This window comes from Rhodococcus sp. DMF-1, from assembly GCF_021441945.1.
Classification (GTDB): Bacteria; Actinomycetota; Actinomycetes; order Mycobacteriales; family Mycobacteriaceae; genus Rhodococcus; species Rhodococcus ruber.
This window is the reverse complement of the sequence record NZ_CP090442.1, coordinates 4,032,560-4,054,718: the sequence shown is the minus strand read 5'-3', so window position 1 is coordinate 4,054,718 and position 22,159 is coordinate 4,032,560. Positions and strand designations below refer to the sequence as shown.

Below are 22,159 nucleotides of genomic sequence, written 5' to 3'. Positions count from 1 at the left end.
GAAGGACCCGACATGACTGCGGTATCCCCCGACCTCGCCCGCCGCGCGGAAGACCTGATGTACGCGTATGCATCCGCCGTGGACGAGGGTGACCTCGACGCCCTGCGCGCCCTGATCACGGACGACGTTTCGATCATCCAGAACGGCAAGGAGGATGTGGGGCCGGAGGAGTTCCTCGGGGTCTACCGCGCCTTCGCCGAGTCCGGCGCGGAGTTCTCCCGTCACGCGATCACCAACGTCCGCGTGACCGGCGAGGGCGACGGCCGGGTGCGGGTCGACGCGTACTTCGAGGCGACGGTGGCCGGGCCCGAGGGCACGCAGCGGCTGTACGGTCGCTACGCCGACACGTTCGCCGAGCGCGACGGTGCGCTGCTCATCGAGCGCAAGGACATCACGGTGGACCGCGTGCTCGACCAGCCGGCCTCCGCGGCGGCGTACGCGCCCTACTGATCGAACGGGAAAGGGCGGCGATTCGTCGAATCGCCGCCCTTTCGCACGTCCTGAGGGCCGTCCTACGGGCGACCGCCGTGGGTGGCGCCGACGCGGGTGGCGAGCAGGCTCGCGTCGCGCGTATGACGACGGGCGGCCTCCGAGGAGTTCGGCGCCGCGCAGGCGTAGAGGGTGTTGCCTTCCGGCCCGCCGAGCATGCACGCGAACACCCCGGTCGGGAACACGACCTCGGCGGTGATCGTGCCACCTTCCTCGACGCGGATGACCCGCCGGTGGAGAGCGTCGGCGACCCACACCGCACCGTCGCTGTCGAGGCAGATGCCGTCCGGCGCGACGGCCGCGGCGCTCATCGCGGCCTTGACCGACTCGGTGGGCAGGTCCGGTCCGAACGCGGCCCAGGTGCGCTGCCCATCGAGCCGGCCGTCGGCCCCGATGTCGAAGGCGGTCAGCTTGTTGCCCATGCTCTCCGCGACGACCAGCGTGCCGGCGGGGGTGATCACCATGCCGTTGGGGAAGCGGAGGTCGGAGGCCTCGACGGTGAAGGAGCCGTCCGGCGCGACGCGGATCAGGTTGGCCGGCGCGATCGGGGTGTCGCGTTTGAATTCGAAGCCGAAGCTGCCCACGTAGGCGGTGCCGTCCTCGGCGACCACCATGTCGTTGAGCTTGCCGGTCGCGACCGAGGAGAGATCGGCGTGGACGACGATCTCGCCGTCGTGCTCGCGGCGCATGATCCGCCCGGACTCCATCGCGGTGATGAGCAGGCGCCCGTCGGGCAGCCAGCCGAGCCCGGACGGCTCGTCGCCGGGGAGGGTGGCCTCGACGGTGACCGCACCGTCGGAACCGATCGAGATCACCTCGTGCCGGTAGAGATCCGAGACCCACACCCGTCCGTCGTGCCAGCGCGGGCACTCGAGGAAGGCACGGTCGGAGACGACGGTGTCGATGGGGCTCTGCAGCGCGGTGTCCTGGTTTCCGGCAGTCATGGTCGGTGGCCTTCCGTAGTAGATGCGGGGAGACGGCAGATGCGGGGAGACGCCCCCCCGGAACTCTCTTCCAAGCTAGCCCAATCATGCGCATAGATAAAGGGCTCTGCCGCGCGGTATTGCAAATAATCATGCGTATGGTTATGGTGATGTGCATCACTCGCTGGGTGCCGACTCTGCGCATCCGATCGGGAGTTGTCGACGTCTGTCGAAACCCATGCCGCACACGAAGGAGATGCCATGGCCCTCGATTCCGCCACCACCGCGTTCCTCACCCAGATGGCCGAGGCAGGCGGCCCTCCGCTGCACGAGATGAGCCCGCAGGAGGCGCGCACGCTGAGCGACGGCTTCATCGAGCTGTGCGGCCCCGGACCGGAGATGGCCCGAGTCGACGACATCACCGTCCCCGGTGCCGACGGACACGAGGTGCCGGTTCGCGTGCTGGTCCCGACCGGCGATGCCCGCGGCGTGATCGTCTACCTGCACGGCGGCGGCTGGGTGGTCGGCAGCCTCGACGGCTACGACACGCTGGGACGGCAGCTCGCCGAACGCACCGGTTGCGCCGTCGCCCTCGTCGACTACCGCCTGGCCCCCGAGCATCTGTTCCCCGCCGCCGCCGACGACGCCTGGGCCGCGTTGCAGTGGCTCGCGGCGAACCGGGCCACCTACGCGGCCGCGGACGCCCCGCTGATCGTGGGCGGTGACAGCGCCGGCGGCAACCTCGCAGCGGTGGTCGCGCAGCGCGCCGTCCGGGAGAACGGTCCCGAACTCGCCCTGCAGTTCCTCGCCTACCCCGTCATCGACTGCGACTTCGACACACCCAGCTACCTCGATCCCGCGAACGAGCTCATGCTCACCCGCGACGCGATGGTGTGGTTCTGGGACCTGTACGTGCCCGAGGCGGAGGACCGCACCCGCTGGGAGGTCGCCCCGATCAACGCCGAATCGCTGACCGGTGTCGCGCCGGCCGCGGTGCTGCTCGCCGAGCACGACGTTCTGCACGACGAGGGCCGCAAGTACGCCGAGGCGCTCCGCTCGGCGGGGATCCCCGTGCGCGAGAAGGTGTTCACCGGACAGATGCACGGCTTCTTCCAGTTCGTGAACGTCCTGCCGGGCGCCAAGGACGGCATGGACTACGTCGTCGAAGCGGTCGAGGACGTGCTCGCCGGCGCGGACATCGCCCGATGAGGACGGAGGCCGGCATGGGATTCGAGAAGGCGGCAGAGGAATTCGACGCGATCGTGGTGGGTGCCGGATTCTCCGGCATCTACATGGTGCATCGGCTGCGGGAGATGGGACTGACGGTCCGCGCCTTCGAGGCGGCCGAGGGCGTCGGCGGCACCTGGTTCTGGAACCGGTACCCCGGGGCTCGATGCGACTGCATCAGCATGGAATACGCCTACACGTTCTCGCCCGAACTCATCGACGAGTGGGAGTGGACCGAGCGCTATCCCGCGCAGCCGGAGATCCTGCGCTACCTGAACTTCGCCGCGGACCGGCTGGATGTGAAGAAGCACTTCCGGTTCCGGACGCGGGTCGACTCGGCTCGGTTCGACGACCACACCGACCGGTGGACGATCACCACCGACTCCGGAGACGTCGCCGTCGCCAAGTACTTCGTCACCGCGGTCGGCTGTCTGTCCACGTCGCAGACGCCGGATTTCCCGGGCCTGGCGAACTTCCGCGGCGCGACGTACCACACGGCCGACTGGCCCAGCGAGGGCGTCGACTTCACCGGCAAGCGCGTCGGGGTGATCGGCACCGGTTCGTCCGGCGTCCAGGTGATCCCGCTCGTCGCCGAGCAGGCCGAGAAGCTGACCGTGTTCCAGCGGACGCCGGCGTTCAGCCTCGACTGTGGCAACCGTCCCCTCACCGAGGACGAGAAGCGGGAGTTCAAGGAGAACATCGAGACCTTCAAGGCGACCTCGAAGACCACACCGTCGGGCCAGTACACCGACACCCTCGAGGTCAGCGCGCTCGATCACTCCCCGGAGGAGCGGTGGGCGACCTACGAGGAGCGGTGGAACCGGCACCGGGCGATCGACCTCATCGCCGCCTACCCCGACCTGTTCACCAATCGGGAGGCCAACGAGACCATCGCGGAGTTCTTCCGCAGCAAGATCCGTGCTGTGGTGCAGGACCCCGAGCTCGCCGAACGCTTGTCGCCGCGGACCCATCCGCTCGGCGCCAAGCGGATCACGCTGGACACCAACTACTTCCAGACCTACAACAGGGACAATGTCGAGCTCGTGTCGCTGCGCGAGGCGCCGCTCGAGGAGTTCACGGACAAGGGAATCCGGACCGGGGGCGTGGAGCACGAGCTCGACGCGGTGGTCCTCGCCACCGGGTTCGACGCGATCACCGGTCCGCTGCTGAAGATGGACATCTCCGGCGTGGGCGGGCAGACGCTGCAGGAGAAGTGGCAGGACGGCCCCGTCACGTACCTCGGAATCGCCGTCGACGGGTTCCCGAACATGTTCATGCTCACCGGCCCCGGCAGTCCGAACGTGCTCACCAACGTGGTGTGCGCGATCGAACAGCACGTGGAGTGGACCGCCGACTGCATCGAACGACTCGAGCAGCGCGGCGCCCGCCGCTTCGAGGCGCTCGAACCGTACACGCACGACTGGACCGACCTGAACAACGAACTGGCGAAGGGCACGCTCTACCCCGAGGGCAACTCGTGGTACACGGGCGCCAACGTGCCGGGCAAGCCGCAGGTGATCATGTCCTACGTCGGTGGGCTCAACACCTACCGTGACATCTGCGACGACGTCGCAGCCGACGGCTATCGCGGTTTCGCCATCAAGTAACGGGAAACGACAACGGCAGGACGTGTATTCGCGGCTGCACGCCGCGGCGCGTCCTGCCGCCGTTTCCGAGGTTCCGACGACGAGGAGTTCGTGGTGTCGCAGGGTCTGAAGTTGGGGTACAAGGCGTCGGCGGAGCAGTTCGGGCCGCGGGAGCTGGTGGAGCTGGCGGTGCTGGCGGAGGAGCGGGGGATGGATTCGGCGACGGTGTCGGATCATTTCCAGCCGTGGCGGCACAACGGGGGGCATGCGCCGTTCTCGTTGGCGTGGATGACCGCGGTGGGCGAGCGCACGTCGCGGTTGCAGCTGGGCACCTCGGTGCTGACCCCGACGTTTAGGTACAACCCGGCGGTGATCGCGCAGGCGTTCGCGACGATGGGGTGCCTGTATCCGGGGCGGGTCATGCTGGGGGTGGGCACGGGGGAGGCCTTGAACGAGATCGCCACCGGGTACGAAGGCCAGTGGCCGGAGTTCAAGGAACGCTTCGCGCGGTTGCGCGAGTCGGTGCGGCTGATGCGGGCGTTGTGGACGGGGGAGCGGGTCGATTTCGAGGGGGAGTTCTACGCCGCGAAGGGGGCGTCGATCTACGACGTGCCCGAGGGTGGGGTTCCGGTGTACATCGCGGCGGGGGGTCCGGTGGTGGCGCGGTATGCGGGCCGGGCGGGGGACGGGTTCATCTGCACCTCGGGCAAGGGGATGGAGCTCTACACCGACAAGTTGTTGCCGGCGGTGGCGGAGGGCGCCGAGAAGGCCGACCGGGACGTGGCGGGGATCGACAAGATGATCGAGATCAAGATTTCCTACGACACCGATCCGGAGCGGGCGCTGGAGAACTGCCGGTTCTGGGCGCCGCTCTCGCTCACGCCGGAGCAGAAGCATTCGATCGACGATCCGATCGAGATGGAGGCGGCTGCGGACGTGTTGCCGATCGAGCAGGTGGCCAGGCGGTGGATCGTGGCGTCGGATCCGGACGAGGCGGTCGAGCAGGTCGGGGCGTATGTGAAGGCCGGGCTCAATCATCTGGTGTTCCATGCGCCGGGGCACGATCAGCGGCGGTTCCTGGAGTTGTTCGAGCGTGATCTGGCGCCGCGCCTGCGTGCGTTGGCCTGACGCGGCTGACGCCGCCGGTGTGCCTTTTGGGCTGCCCTGACCGCCCAAAAGGCACACCGGCGGCGGAGCCGCCTGACGAAGGGAGAACCTATGCCCGCGCCCAAGCTGTTGACCCTGCCCCCGGCGATCACGGAGTCCTGGGACTGGCAGCTGCAGGCCGCCTGCCGGGACGCCGACGCCGCGACGTTCTTCCATCCGGAGAACGAGCGCGGGGAGGCACGCACCGACCGCGTCCGCGCCGCGAAGCGAATCTGCCAGTCCTGTCCCGTGCTGACCCAGTGTCTCCGGCACGCCCTCGAGGCCGGGGAGCGGCACGGCATCTGGGGCGGGATGTCGGAAGAGGAGCGCCGCATCCTGCTGCGCCGGGCGAGCAGGTCACCCCATAGCCTGGAGCCATGGCAGATGGCCGTCTCTCCGAGATCCGCACGGGTGTCCGCGACTCCTGGGCAGTCGGTCTCGGCCTGATCCCGCTCGGCCTCGCGTTCGGGGTCGTGCTCACGCAGGCAGGTTTCGACTGGTGGTGGGCGCCCGTCTTTTCGACGGTGATCTACGCGGGCTCGATGGAGTTCCTCGCCGTCGGCCTGATCGGTGCGGTGACCCCGGTGGCGTCGATCGCGGCGGCGACCCTGCTGGTGAACTTCCGGCACGTGTTCTACGGACTGTCCTTTCCGCTGGAGAAGATCCGCAGCCGGCTCGGGCGGGCGTACGGCGTCTACGCCCTCACGGACGAGACCTACGCCATCGTCGCCACCAAGCGTCGCGACGAGCTGACCGGCGCGCGGATGCTCGCGGTCGCGGCGACGTGCCAGTTGCTGTGGGTCGCGTCCGGGACCGCGGGCGCCCTGCTCGGTGCGGCGCTGCCCGCCGGACTGTCGGGTCTGGAGTTCGCCCTCACGGCGTTGTTCGCCGTGCTCGCGCTCGACGCATTCCGTCTCGGGCGCGACCTGCCGGCGTCGGCCGCCGCGCTGGTGTGCGGCCTCGTCGGGGTGACCGTGTCGAAGGACGGCATGCTGGTGATCTCGCTGGGCCTGTTCGTGGCGTATCTGCTGCTGCGGTTCGTCTACCGCAACAAGGTGGCCCGTGCCTGAGTCGGTACCGGGCGCCGGCTACGTCGTAGGTGCCCTGATCGCGATGTTCGTCGTCACCGTGGGTCTGCGGGCGGTCCCGTTCGCCGCGCTCGCCCGGCTGCGGGAGTCGGATGTGGTGGGCTACCTCGGCGGCGCGATGCCGGCCGGGGTGATGGTCATCCTGGTGATGTACACGCTGCGCGACGTCGGTCCGGCGACGTGGCTACCGGCGGTGCTGGGCCTCGCCGGAACCGTCGCGGTGCACCTGTGGCGGCGGAGCGCGGCGCTGAGCACCGTCGCCGGAACCGCGATCTACGTCCTGGCCGGGGCGTTCTGGAGCTGAGCGGCGCGAGCGCCGGCCGGTGCCGGAACCGTGCCGGGACGGCGGGACCGGGCCGCGACGGCCGCCGCGACGAGCACCACGAGTCCGGTGACGCACTGGGCGTTGCCGAGAGTCTGCTGGATGGCCGACTCGACCCAGCCGTGCGTGGAGGTGTCCTCGAGCAGGTAGTTGGGCCCGACGAGGAAGACCAGCGCGGCCGGCAGCAGCACGGGCCACCACGAGCGGTACCGCGGAGCCAGCGCGACCGCGACGAGCAGCACGCTGTAGGCCCAGTGATGCGTCACCGCGATGGGCGCCGCGAGCAGGGTCGCGAGCGCGATCACCCCGAGCGCGACGACGTGCTCGCCCGATCGGGTGAAGCGGTGGGCGGCCCACAGCGCCCCGAGGACGACGAGTGCGACGCCCGCGAGCCAGGCGGCGGTGTAGGCGTGCCCCTCGACGCCCAGCCGGGCAAGCAGGCCGCTGAGCGCCTGATTGCGGAAGAAGTCCTGGTCCCCGGCCCGGTCGGTGGCCCAGGCCTCGGTGGTCCAGAAGTACACGGAGGACTCCGGGCGGAGCCAGTACGCGAAGCCCGCCACGGCGAGGAACGCACCGAAGGCGCGCGCCGCCGACGGCATGTCCCGCCGGAGCAGGAACAGCACACCGAACGCGGCCGGGGTCACCTTGATCGCGGCGGCGAGGGCGATCCCGACGCCGCGGAACCGCTGCGGGATCACGCCGAGGACGTCGGCGACGACGAGGGCCATGAGGAGGATGTTGATCTGCCCGAACAGGAAGTTGGAGCGGATGGGCTCGAGCCAGAGCGCCACGCCCAGTCCGGCGGTCGCGACCAGGTTCGCGCGACGGACGTCCATGTGCTCGAGCGAGACCTTCAGCACCCACCACACCAGGCCGATCAGGCCTGCGGTCCACAGCACCTGCATCAATGTCGCGTTCAGCAGGGGCAGCGGGGCGAAGAGGAACGCCGCGAACGGCGGATAGATGAAGCGGAAGCCCGAACTGGTGTGGAAGCCCTCGGTGTAGAGGGGGGTGTGGTGCAGGAACGCCCACCCCGCGTCGCGGAAGACCGACAGGTCCATCAGGTATCCGGTGACAGCGTTCTCGAGGTGGATGCCTGCGACCACGGCCGACACGAGCAGCCCTGCCCCCACGAGCAGCGAGTACCCGGGCCGGGCTCGAACTTCGGACAGCAGCACGGACGATCACCTCCGCTTGTCGGGACAGGAACCTCCCGGATACGTTACACAATCGTTGCCTTCGGGGCCGGATACGCGGGTTGCCCGGTCTCCCAGCACGTTTCCGGCCGCTTTGTCCTGTTCGGGCAGTTTCGGCGTGTGTCGTGTATCACGACGTCGTGACGAAATCGCGGTCTCTACCCCGTCGCCTAGACACGGACAGAAATTCCTGTCGTGGGGCGCTGCGACACTGGCCGCATGCCGCGCCGCGTGCCCGAGGAGCTCCTGCCGCATCTGCGCCGCGCCCGTGATCTCGCGGACCGGGAGTACGCGCGACCTCTCGACCTCACCGGGCTCGCCGCCGCCGCGGGGGTCTCGAAGTACCACTTCCTGCGCTGCTTCACCGCCGTGTACGGCAGGACGCCCGGCGTCCACCTCACCGAACGCCGCATCGAGCGGGCGCAGGACCTGCTGCGCGCGACGAATCCGACCGTGACGGAGATCTGTCACCTCGTCGGGTGCAGCAGCCTCGGGTCGTTCAGCACCAGGTTCCGTCGGCTGGTCGGGGTCACCCCCAGCGAGTATCAGGCCGCCTTCGCCGAGTCCGGGGCGCCGCGCATCCCGGGCTGCTGGGTGTTCATGCACGGCCTGAGCGACCTCCGCTGAACTGCGCAATTTCGGAGAAGCTCGCACCGTGCCCGTCGCTCTACGGTCGAGACGTGCCACATCACCGATCCGGAGGACACGCCATGATCACGAACATCTCCCTGGTGACCCTCTATGTCACCGATCAGGACGCGGCGAAGAAGTTCTACCTCGACACGCTGGGGTTCGTGGAAACCGCCGACGTGGCGATGGGTGAGGGCTTCCGCTGGGTGACCGTCGCGCACCCGGACCACCCGGAACTCGAGGTGACGCTGATGGTGCCCGGCCCACCCCTGAACCCGGAGATGGCCGGGGCCGTTCGTCGCGCGCTGGCCGACGGCACCATGGGCGGCTTCGGGCTCCGCACCACGGACTGCCGCGCAGCGTACGAGGAGCTCACGGCCAGGGGCGTCGAGTTCACCCAGCCGCCGTCCGAGCGTCCCTACGGGGTCGAGGCGGTGTTCCGGGACAACTCGGGCAACTGGCTCGTGCTGGTGGAACCCCGTGAGTACACGCCCGGCGACTTCCGTTGATTCGGAATTCTTCGCTTCTCTCGGGATTTTCCGAGACAGGGATATAAAGCCGCAGATCCGCGTGCGACGCCACCGCGCCGCGCCGGCGGTACCCTCCTGTGCGGCGCCGGTCCGTCCGGCGCCGTGACGCACGGGAGGGGAACCCATGAGGTGGCAGGCGTCGGCGATCGCCCTGCTCGTGGCGGTGCTGGCGGCGACGCCGGCCCGCGCCGACGAGCCCGCGACGGACGGGATACCGGGGAGCGGACCGTGTGCCGGCGACACGTGGCGGCACGAGTCGCTGGTCCCGAAGGATCTCGACATTCCGGTGCCGTATCCGGTGATCACCACCGTGCCGTATCCGGCGCCGGAACCGGACCCGGTACGGATCGATCCACCGCCGTTGCCGGTCGATCCGTGCACCGATCCGTGCCCGGACCTGACCGACGAGCCGGCCCATCCGGATCCGGTCTTCCCCCGGATCGCCCTGAAGCCCAGCCCCTTCCACCTCGGCATTCCGGTGCCCGGGGAGGGTGCCGCGCCGCCGCCACCGCCGGCGCCCGAGACCCCGCCGATCGAGCCCGCGCCGCAGGTCCCCGCCCCTCCGGCTCCGCAGGTCGTCGAGGTCGCCACCGTGGCGAAGCAGACCGGTGCCGGGTCCGTCAACCGGACGGACAAGCGCTGGCAGGTGTACGGCACCGATCTCGGCCTCATGTGGGAGTCGGAGCCAGGCCGGATCGCCGTCGCGTTCGGCGACACCGTCGGCCGGGGCTTCCATCCGCCCGGCGGGCAGGGCGGCGACTGGCGCAGCAACGTGCTGGCCTTCTCCACCGACCGGGACCTGACGGACGGGATGAACTTCGACTCGATGATCCAGGACGCGCGATGCCACGCCGCGGAGATCCTCGGCAGCCGCAAGCTCGACAACGTCGAGATCACCACGATCCCGACGTCGGGATTCGCGATCGGCGGCCGCCAGTACCTGACGTACATGTCCATCCGGACGTGGAACAGCATCCCCGGCACGTGGTGGACCAACCACGGGGGCATCGCGTACTCGGACGACGGTGGTTCCACCTGGGTCGAGGATCCGCATGCGAAGTGGGACAACATCTTCGGCGTCACCAACTTTCAGGTGGCCGCGGCGGTGCCGGCGCACGGCTACGTGTACCTGTTCGGCACCCCCAACACCCGGCTCGGCGCGGTGGCGCTGGCCCGGGTGCCCGAGGACCGGGTGCTCGAGCCGCGCGCCTACCAGTACTGGCGCGACGGGAACTGGACCCCCGTCGGCGGATACACCGCGGCGACGCCCGTCGTGCACGGCCCCGCCGCGGAGTTGTCCGTGCGCTACGACGCCGCGGCGGACCGCTGGCAGATGACGTACCTGGACACCGCCGATGCCGCGATCGTCGTGCGGGAGGCCGCGTCACCCCAGGGGGTGTGGTCGGAGAGCGCGCGGCTGGTCGGCGTGGAACAGCACCCCGAGCTGTACGGCGGGTTCATGCATCCGTGGTCGACGGACGAGGACCTGTACTTCATGCTCTCGACGTGGTCGGACTACAACACCTTCCTGCTGCGGGCGAGACTCGACCGTTGAACCACGCGCACATGCGCCCGGACCGAATGTCACACCGGTTCGATGACATCGAACCCATGTGACATTCGGCCACGAGGTTAGCGGCCGGCGGCCTCCTCCAACGCGGCGAGGACCGGGTGCACGTGATCGGGCAGGCCGTCGGGGAGCGGTCCCGGCCATGCCTGCTCGACGTCGCGAACGGACGCGGAGAGGCGGTCGAAGAGCTTCTTGCCCCGCACGCTCAGATAGACCCGGGTCTTCCGGCGATCGTGGGCATCGACCTCGCGGTATACCGCCGCAACGGAGACCAGGCGGTCGACGACCCGAGTGAGTGTCGGCGCCGGGGTCCGGGTCCGATCGCGCAGTTCGGCCATCGTCAGTCCCGGCCGGACCGCGAGTGCCTCGAGTACGAGGAAGTGGTCCATGTTGAGCTCGTCGGACGAGAGGACGGTCTCGATCGACTGTGCGGCGAGGCGTGCGGCGAGGACGAGCGCGGTCGTCGCAGATGCTTCCATCGAGGTGGCAACACCCTTGTCCGACATGACAGCCCCCGAGCTATTGCATAGTTCGCGCCTCGCCAATAATACTTCCAAGTGAAATGATAGCCTACGTGCGGGTCGTGGCCCGCGGTGCCGTGAGGGCATCGACGTGAGCGCGGTGCTCGATCGTGCACGCGCGTCACAGTGGCGCGTGGCCATGGTCGTGCCGCTGCAGGGGCCGGCCGGTCTGTTCGGCCCGTCCTGCGAAGCGGTGAGCGAGTTGGCGGCGCGCGACCTGAATTCGTCGGGCGGCGTCCTCGGTCGCGAGGTCTGTGTCCAGATCGTGGACGGAGGCGGCGACCCCCGGCGGATCGCCACCGAGATTCGTCGTCTCGTGTCCACTCGTGCGATCGATGCGGTCAGCGGCTGGCACATCTCGTCCGTGCGTCATGCCATCGCCCCGGTGGTGACCGGCCGCGTTCCGTACGCCTACACCTCCCTCTACGAGGGAGGTGAGAGCCGAGGCGGCGTCTACTGCTGCGGCGAAACCCCCGCGCAGCAGATCGCGCCTGCGCTGAAATGGCTGCGGGAGAACGTAGGGACGCGGCGCTGGTTCGTCGTCGGGGACGACTACGTATGGCCCCGCGGTTCCCTCGGCGCGATACGCATGTACGCGCACGAGTTCGACCTGCAGATCGTCGGCGAGTCGTTCGTCGACCTCGGGCGCGCCGACATGAGACATGTCGTGGACGCGGTCGCGGCTTCCCGGTGCGACGGGGTGGTGATGCTCCTCGTCGGCCAGGATGCCGTCGAGTTCAACCGGGCCTTCGCGCGGCGAGGACTCGCCGACCGGGTCGTCCGATTCAGCCCTCTCATGGAAGAGAACATGCTGCTTGCGAGTGGGCCGGCGGCGACGAAGAACCTCTACGTCGCCGCCGCCTACTTCCGTTCCCTGGTCGGCGCCGACTCGATGGATCTGCTCACCGGGTACGTAGCGATGCACGGACCGCACGCGCCCGCGCTGAACAATGCCGCCGAGTCCTGCTACGAAGGCATGAACACCTTGGCCAGTCTCGTGGCCCGCGCCGGAACGGCGGATACGGCCGATCTCGACGACGTGGTGGACGGGACTGCGTTCGACGGACCGCGAGGCCCGGTCGAGTTCCGAAACGGAGTGGCTCGACAGAGGATTCACCTGTCCATCGCTGACGGCGTCGACTTCGAGATCCTCACGTCGTTCTGACGAACACTCGTTGACATGTGTGGCGCGGGCCACTACTTTCATTCGAAACAGTTTCATTTGGAAGTAAGGCGAGGTGTCCGGTGGGCAATGTCGGTTTGCTGTACGTGGGAGCGGTCCTCCTCGTCAACGGGTTGACGCTCCTCTCCGTCGTACCTGTCAGGTCGGCTGCAGTGTTGAACCTGTTCGTCGGCGCACTGCAGTGCGTCATACCTACCGCCCTGCTGATCCAGGCCCAGGGGGACACGGCGGACGTTCTGGCCGCATCCGGCCTGTACCTGTTCGGGTTCACCTATCTGTACGTGGGAATCGTGAACCTGGCCGGACTCGAGCCGCAGGGCATCGGATGGTTCTCCGGCTTCGTCGCGGTCGCCGCCCTCGTCTACTCGGCGTTGTCGTTCACCGTCGTCGGCGACCCCGTCTTCGGGGTCATCTGGCTCTCGTGGGCGTTCCTGTGGGCGTTGTTCTTCCTGGTCCTCGCTCTCGGGTTCGACGGACTCACCCGATTCACGGGATGGGTCGCGATCCTCCTCAGCCAGCCGACATGTACCGTCCCGGCGTTCCTCGCCTTGACCGGCAGCCTCCACGCCACCGCGTTCACCGCGGCCGGGTGGGCGTCGGTCCTCGCCGTCCTCGTGGGGATCGCCGCTGCGCTCGGCTTCCCTGCATCCGCTCGTCCCGACGAAAAGCCTTCCCCCCAATACGGTCCCGTCCACAACTGAGCCCGGCGACCGCGCCGGGCGAACTCGAAGAAGGAGCACGATATGCGACACGGAGACATCTCCTCCAGCAGCGACACCGTCGGCGTGGCGGTGGTCAACTACAAGATGCCGCGCCTGCACGACAAGGCCGGGGTGCTCGACAACGCACGACGCATCGCCGACATGATGATCGGGATGAAGTCGGGTCTGCCCGGACTCGACCTGGTGGTGTTCCCCGAGTACTCGACGCAAGGAATCATGTACGACGAGCAGGAGATGTACGCGACTGCAGCGACCATCCCCGGCGACGAAACGGCGATCTTCTCGGCGGCGTGCCGGGAGGCCGACACGTGGGGCGTCTTCTCGATCACCGGTGAGCAGCACGAAGACCACCCGGCCAAGCCGCCGTACAACACCCTGATCCTGGTGAACAATCGGGGCGACATCGTCCAGAAGTACCGCAAGATCCTGCCCTGGTGCCCGATCGAGGGCTGGTACCCGGGGGACACCACGCACGTCACCGACGGTCCCAAGGGACTGAAGATCTCCCTGATCATCTGCGACGACGGCAACTACCCGGAGATCTGGCGTGACTGCGCGATGAAGGGCGCCGAACTGATCGTGCGTTGCCAGGGCTACATGTACCCCGCGAAAGACCAGCAGGTGCTGATGTCGAAGGCGATGGCGTGGGCGAACAACTGCTACGTCGCCGTCGCGAACGCCGCCGGGTTCGACGGTGTCTACTCCTATTTCGGGCACTCGGCGATCATCGGATTCGACGGACGCACCCTCGGGGAGACCGGGGAAGAGGAGTACGGCATCCAGTATGCCCAGCTGTCGGTCTCGGCCATCCGCGACGCTCGCGAGAACGACCAGTCGCAGAACCACCTCTTCAAGCTGCTGCACCGCGGCTACTCCGGTGTCCACGCGGCCGGCGACGGAGACAAGGGGGTCGCGGACTGCCCGTTCGAGTTCTACAAGCTGTGGGTGACCGATGCTCGGAAGGCGCAGGAACGTGTCGAGGCCATCACGAGAGATACAGTGGGAGTGGCCGACTGCCGAGTCGGTTCGCTGCCCGTCGAAGAGACCGCCGAGGCGTAGCCGCGGATGCCGGGAGCCCAGATGCCCTATCTCACCGACATGTTCCACGACCAGAATCGCACCCGGGTGAAGGTCGCGGAACCGGCCGACGCCCCAGCGGACGAGGGGGATCCGACGATGCTGTCGCACCGGCTCAACGCCTGCATCGTCGGGCAACGGCCCGCGATCGACGCGGTCGTCCGCGCCGTGTCGCTGGCACGGGTCGGCGCGCACGACCCGACACGTCCCCTCGCCAACATCCTCCTCGTCGGACCCACCGGCGTCGGCAAGACCGAACTCGTCCGTCGAGTCGCGGCGGAGCTGCGGTCCGGACCCGACGACATGTGCCGGATCGACATGAACACGCTCGCCCAAGAGCACTACGCCGCCTCCTTCTCCGGAGCGCCACCCGGGTACGCAGGCAGCAAGGAGTCGTTCACGCTGTTCGACAGGAGCAGGATCGAAGGCGACCCGTACACCCCGGGAATCGTGCTCTTCGACGAGGTGGAGAAGGCGGATACCACCGTTCTGAGGGCGCTCCTGCAGATCCTCGACCACGGGGAACTGCGGCTCGCCAACGGCCAGCAGACGATCTCGTTCCGCAACAGCTACGTGTTCCTCACGTCGAACCTCGGATCCCGCGAGGTGGCACGAAGACGACGCGCCCCGTGGGCGCGGTTGGCTCGCCGCGCCGGATGGGGGCCACGGTCGGAGCGCAGCCGCGTCGTCGTTCGGAACGCGGTGGAACGGTTCTTCGATCCCGAGTTCTTCAACCGCCTCGACGACACGGTGGTGCTGAACGAGTTCGACGACCGGACGGCTGAGGAACTGACGCGCCGGGAGATCGAGATCGTCACACGCCGGCTCGCCCGCCGAGCGATCGCGGTCGACATCGGATCCGACGTCGTCGCCCTCGTCTGCGCCCGTGGATTCGACCCGGTCTACGGAGCACGAGGACTTCGGCGCACCATCCGAAACCTGGTGACCGAACCGATAGCAGCGGCGGTGCTCGAGCATCGGCCGCACGGTTCCGCCCGACTGACCTTGTCGGTCACCGCCGGCGACGGCGGGATCCGGGTGACCCGCCGAGCCGCGCCCGGTCACCCTGAACCCTCCTGATTCCCGGACCGAATGTCACACCGGTTCGATGTCATCGAACCGGTGTGACATTCGGCCAGAGCCGCGAGGCTAGGTGCCGGTGATCTCGTCGGGGGTCTGCGGCAGGGACGCGGTCCGCACCTGGGCGGAGTCGAGATCGACCGCGTGCAGCGCGTTGCTCGCCGGGTCCGTGACGTAGGCGGTGTGGCCCTGCACGTACAGGGCCGGGCGCGGCGACTGCCACTCGTCGGGTTCGGTCCACGGGGCGAGGACGTCGATGCGCCGGACCACCGCGCCGCTGTTCTGGTCGATCACGTGCAGCGCGCCGTCGGTGCCCAGGACGAGTGCCTCACCGTGGGGGCCGCGCCCGAGCGAGCGGAACGTGTAGCTGGTGCCGAGGTCGACGAGCCGCAGCTCGCCGGTGCGGGTATCGGTGAGCGAAATACGCTGGGGTCGTTCGAGTTCTGCGTCCGGATCGCTCTTGTAGTCGCCGAGAACGACGGGGGATTCCTCGGATCCGGCCTGGTTGCCGATCCGACCGTACGGGTCCGGCGAGGTGACCTTGGTGATCGTGCCGTCACGGTAGACGAGCAGGCCGTCCTCGCAGCCCAGCACGACGGTCTCGTCGGCGGCGACGGCCTCGCCGTGCACGCCGGGGCACTGCTCGTTGCGGGTGACCTCCCGGCGTTCGGCGTCGAGCACGGCGATGCCGGTGCGGGACTCGCTGTCGCCGAGGGTGACGATCAGGCTGCCGTCGGCCAGCGCGACCGCCACGCCGTGGTGCGCTTCCGGAGTGGTGTACGTGTCGGTCCGGGGCTTGCCGTCGGCGAGCCCCGCGGGGTCGAGGATGTCGATGCGGCCGGTGCCGTCGTCGAAGAGCACGGTCCGGCCCGCGTGCCGGACGACGTGCCCGGGCTTGGTGGCGGCGAACTCGACGTCGGTGAGTGCCGGAGTGCCCGCGTAGTGGTGCGCGTGGTCGCCGTGGGGTTCGGACCAGCTGCCGGTGTCGAGGACGCGGAAGCCGCCGGCGGTGGAGACGAACACGTGCCGGCCGTCGCCGGCGGGATTGAGTCGGTTGAATCCGTCGAGCGGCAGATCGGCGACGACGTCGAGGTCGTTCGCGTCGAGGACGAGGACGCCCCCGTCGTAGGTGAGGGCGAGCCGGGGCTCGGCGGCGGCGACTTCGGCGGGCGCGGCCGAGGTGGTGGCGGGCGCGGCGGTGTCGTCGGCGGTGGAGGTGGCGCAGCCGGCCAGGAGCGCGGTGGCGCAGCCGGCCAGGAGCACGGTGGCCAGCCCTGCGGTGAGCGCGAGGCTTCGGGAGGACGTCATGCCGGAACATCTACGCCTTATTGCAAACGAATGTCAAAGTCTATTATGCGAATGCCTGCATCCGCGACACGCGGCGGCAGGAGGGAGGCGTCCGTACGCGACGCCGTTACCATCGACCGATGGACCCGGTCCGCAACCCGTACGCTCCCGGCGCGGGGCAGCGTCCGCCCGAGCTCGCCGGCCGGGCGAAGCAGCTCGACGCCTTCGACGTGGTGCTCGAACGGATCGCCCGCGGCCGACCCGAACGCAGCGTCGTGCTCACCGGGCTGCGCGGCGTCGGCAAGACGGTCCTGCTCAATCAGCTTCGCTCCGCGGCGATCTCGCGGAGCTGGGGCACCGGCAAGATCGAGGCCCGGCCCGATCAGGACCTGCGCAGGCCGCTGTCGTCGGCGCTGCACATGGCCGTGCGTGAGATCGCTCCGGCCCACCCGCACCCCGAATCGGTCGAGTACTTCCTCGGCGTGCTGAAGTCGTTCGCGTTGCGGGCGACCGCGGACAAGGGCATGCGCGAACGGTGGCAGCCCGGCATCGACGCCCCCGCCGTCAAGGGGCGCGCCGACACCGGGGACCTCGAGATCGATCTCGTCGAGCTGCTGATCGACGCCTCCGGGCTCGCCCGCGACGTGGGGGTGGGCATCGCGCTGTTCGTCGACGAGATGCAGGACCTCGGCGCGGGGGACATCTCCGCGATCTGCGGGGCGTGTCACGAACTGAGCCAGGACGCCGCGCCCCTCATCGTGGTCGGCGCCGGCCTGCCCCACCTCCCGGCGGTGCTGTCCGCGTCGAAGAGCTACTCGGAGCGGCTGTTCAGCTACCACCGGATCGACCGGCTCGACCGCGGCTCCGCCGACGTCGCGCTCCTCGCGCCGGCCGAGCGCGAGGGCGTGACCTTCACGGCCGAAGCGCTCGACGCGCTCTACGAGACCGCCGACGGATACCCCTACTTCGTCCAGGCCTACGGCAAGGCGACGTGGGACGTCGCGGCGACGACCCCCATCACTGCCGACGACGTGCGGGTCGGCGCGCCCGCCGCCGAAGAGGAACTGGCCGTCGGGTTCTTCGGCTCCCGGTACGAACGCGCCACGCCCGCCGAGCGCGAGTACATGCGCGCGATGGCCGACCTCTCCGGCGACGACGGTCCCGTCGCGACGTCCAAGATCGCAGCCGAACTCGGTCGCAAGCCGGCGTCGCTGTCGCCCGCGCGCGACGGACTCATCAAGAAGGGGCTCATCTATTCCGCCGAGCGGGGCTTCATCGGATTCACCGTGCCGCACTTCGGACGGTATCTGCGCGCTCAGCACGACTGAGCTGCAGTCGGATTCGCTGCAGGGCCCGGTGCTGGGCGATGCGGACCGCGCCGACCGACGTGCCGAGCAGCGCGGCGGTGCGTTCGGCGCTGTAGCCCTGCAGGATCCGCAGCTGCACCACGCGGCGCTGCTGCTCCGGCAGCAGTGCGAGTTGCCGGCGGACCGCGGACCGCAGTTCCTCGTCGAGGACGCCCTCCTCCGGTCCGGGGCCGGCGACGTCGTGCAGCGGTGTCACGGTGCGCGCGGCCTTGCGCCGGACGTCCGCGACCTTGTGCGTGGCGATGCCGAAGGCGAAGCGCAGCAGCGACGCACCGCGATCCTGGTAGCGCGGGAGCGCCCGGGTCAGGGCGAGGCACACCTCCTGGGCGACGTCCTCGGCGGGGGTGTGCGCGCGGGTCCCCTCGTCCATGCGTGCGGCGCAGAAGTTCAGCACATGGGGGCGAACGGAACTCACCACCACGCCGACGGCGTGCGGTTCACCGGCGACGGCGCGCGGTACCCATCGGCGGAGCAGTTCCTCGGTTTCGATGCGGTGCACGGGGTGTCCTCTCGGGCGGTGGAAGGTGGGGAGTTCCACCATCCGTCGCCCGGGCGCCCCGGGCCAGGACCCCTGGGGTGGTTACTCCTCCACCCACCGCACGGTGTCGTCCAGGCTCGCCCGGTCGGTGCGGCAGGTGTTGGCGGGGTGGCTCTCGTCGGCGTATCCGAAGGAGATCGCGCACACGATGTCGCGCTCGGTGGAAATGCCGAGTTCGCGGCGGACGGCGCCGGCGGTCATCGCGACGGCGGCCTGCGGGACGGCGGCGATGCCGAGGGCCTGCGCGGCGAGGAGCAGGGTGGCGACGTACCCACCGCAGTCGACCGCGCCGTAGGTGCCGAGGGCCTTGTCGGTCGTGACGATCGCGACGTGCGGGGCTCCGAAGAAGCGGTAGTTCTCGAGCATCTGCTCGGTGCGGCGGGCGTAGTCGTCGCGGGCGATGCCGAGGCTGTTGTAGAGGGCGTAACCGGCGCCGCGGCGACGCTCGGCGTACACCCCGCGGTACTCGGCGGGGCCGGGGATGTCCGGGTCGAGCCGACCGGAGGCCGCCTGCTCGTACACCGCGCTCCGTAGCCGCTCGACGGCGTCCCCGCCGACCAGGACGACCTCCCACGGCTGGGAGTTGCACCAGGACGGGGTGCGCTGCGCCATGCGCAGCATCGTCTCGATGTCCTCGCGGGGTACCGGTTTGGACAGGAACGCCCGGCAGGAATAGCGGGTGTCGAGCAGTGCCGAGAGCGAGGCGCCGTGGTCGATCGTCATGTGACCAGGGTCGCACAGGCACCTGTATAGCGCTCGTTCAGGCCCGTCGTGCGGGACCGGCGGTGAGGTAGTTCTCCCGGTCGAACCGCCGGGTCCGGAGCCGGTATCCCCAGGACGAGGCCGGCCACAGCGACCGGTTGACCTCGCCGCGGTCCAGGTACCAGCTCCGGCACCCGCTGGTCCACACGGTGCCCGACGAGCGTCGGCGCATCTCGTCGGCGAACTCCCGCTGCGCGGCGGCCCGCACCTCGAGAGCGGCGCCCTCCCGGTCGGCGGCGTCCATCGCGGCGGCGACGTAGCGGAGCTGGCTCTCGATCATGAACAGCAGCGAGGTGTGGCCGATCCCGGTGTTGGGACCGCCGAGCAGGAACGCGTTGGGGAACCCGGCCACGGTCGTGCCCAGGTGCGCCGACGCGCCGTCGCGGCCCCACCGCTCGAGCAGGGTGCGGCCGTCGCGACCGACCACCGGCAGGCCCGCGAGGGCGGCGGAGACCCGGAATCCGGTCGCGTACACCAGGACGTCGACCGCGTGGTCCCGGCCGTCGGCGGTGCGCACGCCGTGCGGGCGCAGTTCCGCGATCGGGCTGGTGACCACCGTGCTGGAGTCCCGGGCGAGTGCGGGATAGTAGCTGTCGGAGAACAGGATTCGCTTGCAGCCGATCCGGTGCCGCGGGGTCAGGACGCGACGCAGGTCCGGGTCGGGCACCTGCCGGTGCAGGTGCCGCAGCGCCCGGGACTCGAGGCGGGTGAGCCGACGGCCGGACCCGGTGAGCGCGGGGACGAGCGCTTCGCCGCGCCAGTACTCGACCGTCCGGCGCGCCCGGTGCGGCAGCGGCAGGCGCTGTTCGCGGCGCGGCAGCACCCAGGCGGGCGTGCGCTGGAACAGGGTGAGGTGGTCGGCGACGTCCGCGAGATGCGGAATCACCTGGGCGGCGCTCGCGCCGGTCCCGATCACGCCCACGCGCCGCCCGGGGAGGTGGGCGTCGTGGTCCCACCGGGCGGTGTGGAAGGCGGGGCCGCCGAAGGAGCCGTCGAGGCGGGGGACCTGCGGGACGTTCAGGGCGCCGGTGGCCAGGACGAGGAATCGGGCCGCGTAGTCCGGGCCGCGGTCGGTGCGCACGTGCCAGCGGCCCGTCGTCTCGTCCCACCGGCATCCGACGGCGGCCGTGCGGTACACGATCCGGTCGGCGAGTCCGTTCTCTGCGGCGAACGCGTGCAGGTGCGCGAGGATCTCGGGCTGGGTCGCGCGGCCGCGGGCCCAGGCGGCCTGGGGTGCGGACGAGTACGAGTACAGGGCGGGATGGATGTCGCACTCGCACCCCGGGTAGGTGTTGTCGCGCCAAGTCCCGCCGAGGGCGCCGTCGCGTTCGAGGACGAGGACGTCGCGTCCGCGTTGCCGCAGGTGTGCGGCGGCACCGAGCCCGGCGAAGCCGGCTCCGACCACGAGTGCTTCGGCTTCGATCACTTGAACAGTGTGCAAGTTGCGGGTTCACCAGGCAAATCGGGAAGTATTTCGCCTTCTTGCTCGTGTCCGAGAGTGCCGGATATTTCCCGATCAGACCACGTCCTCCTCGTTGCCCGGGGTGACGCGGCGCAGTCCCCGGTACGCGTCGGCGGGGGAGCGGCGGCCGGCCACGACGGCCTCGACCTCGGCGGCGATGGGCATCTCCACGTCGTACTCGCGCGCGAGTTCCATCACCGTCGGGGCGGTCTTCACGCCCTCCGCGACCTGGCCCAGCCGGGCCACCGCCTCGTCGAGGGTGAGTCCGCTCGCGAGGGCCTCGCCGATCCGGCGGTTGCGCGACGCGGGGCTCGTGCACGTCGCGATCAGGTCGCCCATCCCGGTCAGGCCTGCGAACGTCCGCGGGTTGGCTCCCATCACCTCGCCGAGCCGGGTCATCTCGGCGAGCCCCCGGGTGAGCACCATCGCCCGGGTGTTGTCGCCGACCCGCAGCCCCTCGGCCATGCCTGCCGCGATCGCGACGATGTTCTTGAGGACCCCGCCCAGTTCGCAGCCGAGGACGTCGGTGTTGCGGTACACGCGGAAGACCTTCGAGGCGAACAGCGGTTGCAGGGCCGCCGCGACGCGTTCGTCCGCGGTGGCCACCACGGCGGCCGCCGCCATCCCGTCGGCAACCTCTCCGGCGATGTTCGGCCCGGCCAGCAGTCCCACCGGGTGACCGGGCAGGCATTCGCCGATCACCTCGGTCGGTCGCAGGCGGGTGCCCGGTTCGAGTCCCTTCGCCAGCGAGAGGATCGGCACCCAGGCCCGCACCTCGTTCGAGATCTCGGCGAGGGTGGTGCGGACGGCGTGGGACGGCACCCCGACCACCAGCACGTCGGCCTCGTGCGCGGCCTCGAGGAGGTCCGAGGTGGCGCGAAGGTTGGCCGGCAGGGTTCGCTCGCCGAGGTACCGGGTGTTGCGGTGCTCCTCGTCGATCTCCCGGGCGGTGTCCGGGTTGCGGGACCAGAGCAGGGTCGGGGTGTTGCGAGCCGACAGTCCTGCGACGGTGGTACCCCACGAACCGGAACCGAGGACGACGACGCGAACCGGACGTGCCATGGGTTGTGGATCCTGTCTGCGCGGAGGGACGGTACGGCCTCAGGGTGTCAGTTCGCCCGTCCCGGCGCCGGATTTTCGCGGTTTGCCCGTCCTCTGTCGCCGTCGTCCCGCATGTGCGCATGCGCACACTGGCATGATTCATACCCCAGGGGGTATATTGACGGCAGATTCCGATCATCCCCCGAGGAGGACGCCCATGTGTTACCCCGTCACCTGCTCCAAGTGCGGAAAGACCGGCTGGGGCGGCTGCGGCCAGCACGTCGACAGCGTGATGAAGTCCGTAGCGGTCACCGAGCGGTGCACCTGCGACCAGGACTCCGCTCCCGAGGCGAAGTCCGGCTTCCTCTCCTCGCTGTTCGGTCGCTGAGGGCCGGCGGGTGCGTTCGCGCAC

The 22,159-nt window shown here is 69.6% G+C and carries 24 protein-coding genes; 16 read left to right on the top strand and 8 right to left on the bottom strand.

All coding sequences use genetic code 11. The features are described from left to right. Positions 1–12: 12 nt before the first annotated feature. Positions 13–450, top strand: a complete 438-nt coding sequence (locus tag LZP97_RS18530; RefSeq protein WP_010593994.1) for a nuclear transport factor 2 family protein — start codon at positions 13–15, stop codon at positions 448–450. A 62-nt stretch (positions 451–512) separates the two neighbouring features. On the opposite strand, the gene LZP97_RS18525 is transcribed toward LZP97_RS18530, so the two are convergent. Continuing rightward, positions 513–1,433 (bottom strand): SMP-30/gluconolactonase/LRE family protein, encoded by a 921-nt coding sequence (locus tag LZP97_RS18525; protein ID WP_010593993.1) that lies wholly within the window; start codon positions 1,431–1,433, stop codon positions 513–515. A 240-nt stretch (positions 1,434–1,673) separates the two neighbouring features. Between LZP97_RS18525 and LZP97_RS18520 the strand changes: the two genes are divergently transcribed. The 6 genes from LZP97_RS18520 to LZP97_RS18495 all read left to right on the top strand — a co-directional run bounded on the left by LZP97_RS18520 (position 1,674) and on the right by LZP97_RS18495 (position 6,763). Then, positions 1,674–2,621 (top strand): alpha/beta hydrolase, encoded by a 948-nt coding sequence (locus LZP97_RS18520; protein ID WP_010593992.1) that lies wholly within the window; start codon positions 1,674–1,676, stop codon positions 2,619–2,621. A 14-nt stretch (positions 2,622–2,635) separates the two neighbouring features. Continuing rightward, on the top strand, positions 2,636–4,246 hold the full coding sequence (locus LZP97_RS18515) for a flavin-containing monooxygenase (RefSeq protein WP_010593991.1): 1,611 nt from the start codon (positions 2,636–2,638) through the stop codon (positions 4,244–4,246). Between the two features lie 93 nt (positions 4,247–4,339). Continuing rightward, the gene (gene fgd, locus LZP97_RS18510) at positions 4,340–5,353 is read left to right on the top strand and encodes a glucose-6-phosphate dehydrogenase (coenzyme-F420) (RefSeq protein WP_048771453.1); all 1,014 of its coding nucleotides are present in this window, start codon (positions 4,340–4,342) and stop codon (positions 5,351–5,353) included. Between the two features lie 90 nt (positions 5,354–5,443). After that, complete coding sequence (locus LZP97_RS18505; protein WP_017679785.1) at positions 5,444–5,818, top strand: WhiB family transcriptional regulator; 375 nt, start codon at positions 5,444–5,446, stop codon at positions 5,816–5,818. Continuing rightward, positions 5,749–6,441 (top strand): AzlC family ABC transporter permease, encoded by a 693-nt coding sequence (locus LZP97_RS18500; RefSeq protein ID WP_040271036.1) that lies wholly within the window; start codon positions 5,749–5,751, stop codon positions 6,439–6,441. The genes LZP97_RS18505 and LZP97_RS18500 overlap by 70 nt, the downstream gene beginning before the upstream one ends. After that, complete coding sequence (locus LZP97_RS18495) at positions 6,434–6,763, top strand: branched-chain amino acid transporter permease (RefSeq protein ID WP_003934551.1); 330 nt, start codon at positions 6,434–6,436, stop codon at positions 6,761–6,763. Before LZP97_RS18500 ends, LZP97_RS18495 begins: the two co-directional genes overlap by 8 nt. Here LZP97_RS18495 and LZP97_RS18490 read toward each other — a convergent pair. Beyond that, positions 6,733–7,959, bottom strand: coding sequence for a glycosyltransferase 87 family protein (locus LZP97_RS18490; protein WP_010596941.1), 1,227 nt, complete (start codon positions 7,957–7,959; stop codon positions 6,733–6,735). The genes LZP97_RS18495 and LZP97_RS18490 overlap by 31 nt on opposite strands. Positions 7,960–8,196: 237 nt before the next feature. On the opposite strand from LZP97_RS18490, the gene LZP97_RS18485 reads away from it, so the two are divergent. The 3 genes from LZP97_RS18485 to LZP97_RS18475 all read left to right on the top strand — a co-directional run bounded on the left by LZP97_RS18485 (position 8,197) and on the right by LZP97_RS18475 (position 10,692). After that, entirely contained in the window at positions 8,197–8,604 is a 408-nt protein-coding gene (locus tag LZP97_RS18485; protein ID WP_048771460.1) for a helix-turn-helix transcriptional regulator, read from the top strand. A gap of 83 nt (positions 8,605–8,687) precedes the next feature. Then, positions 8,688–9,116 carry a VOC family protein gene (locus LZP97_RS18480; protein ID WP_048771462.1) on the top strand — a complete coding sequence of 143 codons (429 nt, stop codon included), beginning with the start codon at positions 8,688–8,690 and terminating at the stop codon, positions 9,114–9,116. Between the two features lie 145 nt (positions 9,117–9,261). Then, entirely contained in the window at positions 9,262–10,692 is a 1,431-nt protein-coding gene (locus LZP97_RS18475) for a DUF4185 domain-containing protein (protein WP_040271029.1), read from the top strand. Positions 10,693–10,769: 77 nt separating this feature from the next. Here LZP97_RS18475 and LZP97_RS18470 read toward each other — a convergent pair whose 3' ends face one another. Next, positions 10,770–11,213, bottom strand: coding sequence for a MarR family winged helix-turn-helix transcriptional regulator (locus LZP97_RS18470; protein ID WP_017679781.1), 444 nt, complete (start codon positions 11,211–11,213; stop codon positions 10,770–10,772). A gap of 154 nt (positions 11,214–11,367) precedes the next feature. Here LZP97_RS18470 and LZP97_RS18465 point away from each other — a divergent pair, with 154 nt between their 5' ends. The 4 genes from LZP97_RS18465 to LZP97_RS18450 all read left to right on the top strand — a co-directional run bounded on the left by LZP97_RS18465 (position 11,368) and on the right by LZP97_RS18450 (position 15,290). Further along, the gene (locus LZP97_RS18465; protein WP_048771466.1) at positions 11,368–12,393 is read left to right on the top strand and encodes a substrate-binding domain-containing protein; all 1,026 of its coding nucleotides are present in this window, start codon (positions 11,368–11,370) and stop codon (positions 12,391–12,393) included. A gap of 80 nt (positions 12,394–12,473) precedes the next feature. Next, a complete protein-coding gene (locus LZP97_RS18460) occupies positions 12,474–13,112 on the top strand; it encodes an AmiS/UreI family transporter (RefSeq protein WP_040271027.1) in 639 nt (212 codons plus the stop codon). A 42-nt stretch (positions 13,113–13,154) separates the two neighbouring features. Then, complete coding sequence (locus LZP97_RS18455; protein ID WP_017679779.1) at positions 13,155–14,192, top strand: aliphatic amidase; 1,038 nt, start codon at positions 13,155–13,157, stop codon at positions 14,190–14,192. A gap of 21 nt (positions 14,193–14,213) precedes the next feature. Continuing rightward, positions 14,214–15,290 (top strand): AAA family ATPase, encoded by a 1,077-nt coding sequence (locus LZP97_RS18450; RefSeq protein WP_040271053.1) that lies wholly within the window; start codon positions 14,214–14,216, stop codon positions 15,288–15,290. Between the two features lie 69 nt (positions 15,291–15,359). On the opposite strand, the gene aztD is transcribed toward LZP97_RS18450, so the two are convergent. Continuing rightward, complete coding sequence (gene aztD, locus LZP97_RS18445; RefSeq protein ID WP_040271025.1) at positions 15,360–16,598, bottom strand: zinc metallochaperone AztD; 1,239 nt, start codon at positions 16,596–16,598, stop codon at positions 15,360–15,362. Positions 16,599–16,717: 119 nt separating this feature from the next. Here aztD and LZP97_RS18440 point away from each other — a divergent pair, with 119 nt between their 5' ends. Beyond that, positions 16,718–17,905 carry an AAA family ATPase gene (locus LZP97_RS18440; protein ID WP_010596881.1) on the top strand — a complete coding sequence of 396 codons (1,188 nt, stop codon included), beginning with the start codon at positions 16,718–16,720 and terminating at the stop codon, positions 17,903–17,905. On the opposite strand, the gene LZP97_RS18435 is transcribed toward LZP97_RS18440, so the two are convergent. The 4 genes from LZP97_RS18435 to LZP97_RS18420 form a co-directional block, all read right to left on the bottom strand. Then, complete coding sequence (locus LZP97_RS18435; protein WP_017679776.1) at positions 17,859–18,443, bottom strand: sigma-70 family RNA polymerase sigma factor; 585 nt, start codon at positions 18,441–18,443, stop codon at positions 17,859–17,861. The two genes, LZP97_RS18440 and LZP97_RS18435, sit on opposite strands and share 47 nt — an antisense overlap. 81 nt (positions 18,444–18,524) lie before the next feature. After that, complete coding sequence (locus LZP97_RS18430; RefSeq protein ID WP_010596883.1) at positions 18,525–19,205, bottom strand: nitroreductase; 681 nt, start codon at positions 19,203–19,205, stop codon at positions 18,525–18,527. A 37-nt stretch (positions 19,206–19,242) separates the two neighbouring features. After that, complete coding sequence (locus LZP97_RS18425) at positions 19,243–20,670, bottom strand: flavin-containing monooxygenase (RefSeq protein WP_010596884.1); 1,428 nt, start codon at positions 20,668–20,670, stop codon at positions 19,243–19,245. 90 nt (positions 20,671–20,760) lie between these two features. Further along, complete coding sequence (locus LZP97_RS18420) at positions 20,761–21,768, bottom strand: NAD(P)H-dependent glycerol-3-phosphate dehydrogenase (protein ID WP_010596885.1); 1,008 nt, start codon at positions 21,766–21,768, stop codon at positions 20,761–20,763. Positions 21,769–21,964: 196 nt separating this feature from the next. Between LZP97_RS18420 and LZP97_RS18415 the strand changes: the two genes are divergently transcribed. After that, positions 21,965–22,135, top strand: a complete 171-nt coding sequence (locus LZP97_RS18415; RefSeq protein WP_017679775.1) for a hypothetical protein — start codon at positions 21,965–21,967, stop codon at positions 22,133–22,135. Positions 22,136–22,159: the final 24 nt, after the last annotated feature.

Bases quoted from the DNA above. Each gene is read 5' to 3' on its own strand.
- LZP97_RS18530 (WP_010593994.1), top strand. From the start codon at position 13: ATGACTGCGGTATCCCCCGACCTCGCCCGCCGCGCGGAAGACCTGATG.
- LZP97_RS18525 (WP_010593993.1), bottom strand. From the start codon at position 1,433: ATGACTGCCGGAAACCAGGACACCGCGCTGCAGAGCCCCATCGACACC.
- LZP97_RS18520 (WP_010593992.1), top strand. From the start codon at position 1,674: ATGGCCCTCGATTCCGCCACCACCGCGTTCCTCACCCAGATGGCCGAG.
- LZP97_RS18515 (WP_010593991.1), top strand. From the start codon at position 2,636: ATGGGATTCGAGAAGGCGGCAGAGGAATTCGACGCGATCGTGGTGGGT.
- LZP97_RS18505 (WP_017679785.1), top strand. From the start codon at position 5,444: ATGCCCGCGCCCAAGCTGTTGACCCTGCCCCCGGCGATCACGGAGTCC.
- LZP97_RS18500 (WP_040271036.1), top strand. From the start codon at position 5,749: ATGGCAGATGGCCGTCTCTCCGAGATCCGCACGGGTGTCCGCGACTCC.
- LZP97_RS18485 (WP_048771460.1), top strand. From the start codon at position 8,197: ATGCCGCGCCGCGTGCCCGAGGAGCTCCTGCCGCATCTGCGCCGCGCC.
- LZP97_RS18480 (WP_048771462.1), top strand. From the start codon at position 8,688: ATGATCACGAACATCTCCCTGGTGACCCTCTATGTCACCGATCAGGAC.
- LZP97_RS18475 (WP_040271029.1), top strand. From the start codon at position 9,262: ATGAGGTGGCAGGCGTCGGCGATCGCCCTGCTCGTGGCGGTGCTGGCG.
- LZP97_RS18470 (WP_017679781.1), bottom strand. From the start codon at position 11,213: ATGTCGGACAAGGGTGTTGCCACCTCGATGGAAGCATCTGCGACGACC.
- LZP97_RS18465 (WP_048771466.1), top strand. From the start codon at position 11,368: ATGGTCGTGCCGCTGCAGGGGCCGGCCGGTCTGTTCGGCCCGTCCTGC.
- LZP97_RS18455 (WP_017679779.1), top strand. From the start codon at position 13,155: ATGCGACACGGAGACATCTCCTCCAGCAGCGACACCGTCGGCGTGGCG.
- LZP97_RS18450 (WP_040271053.1), top strand. From the start codon at position 14,214: ATGCCCTATCTCACCGACATGTTCCACGACCAGAATCGCACCCGGGTG.
- aztD (WP_040271025.1), bottom strand. From the start codon at position 16,598: ATGACGTCCTCCCGAAGCCTCGCGCTCACCGCAGGGCTGGCCACCGTG.
- LZP97_RS18440 (WP_010596881.1), top strand. From the start codon at position 16,718: ATGGACCCGGTCCGCAACCCGTACGCTCCCGGCGCGGGGCAGCGTCCG.
- LZP97_RS18430 (WP_010596883.1), bottom strand. From the start codon at position 19,205: ATGACGATCGACCACGGCGCCTCGCTCTCGGCACTGCTCGACACCCGC.
- LZP97_RS18420 (WP_010596885.1), bottom strand. From the start codon at position 21,768: ATGGCACGTCCGGTTCGCGTCGTCGTCCTCGGTTCCGGTTCGTGGGGT.
- LZP97_RS18415 (WP_017679775.1), top strand. From the start codon at position 21,965: ATGTGTTACCCCGTCACCTGCTCCAAGTGCGGAAAGACCGGCTGGGGC.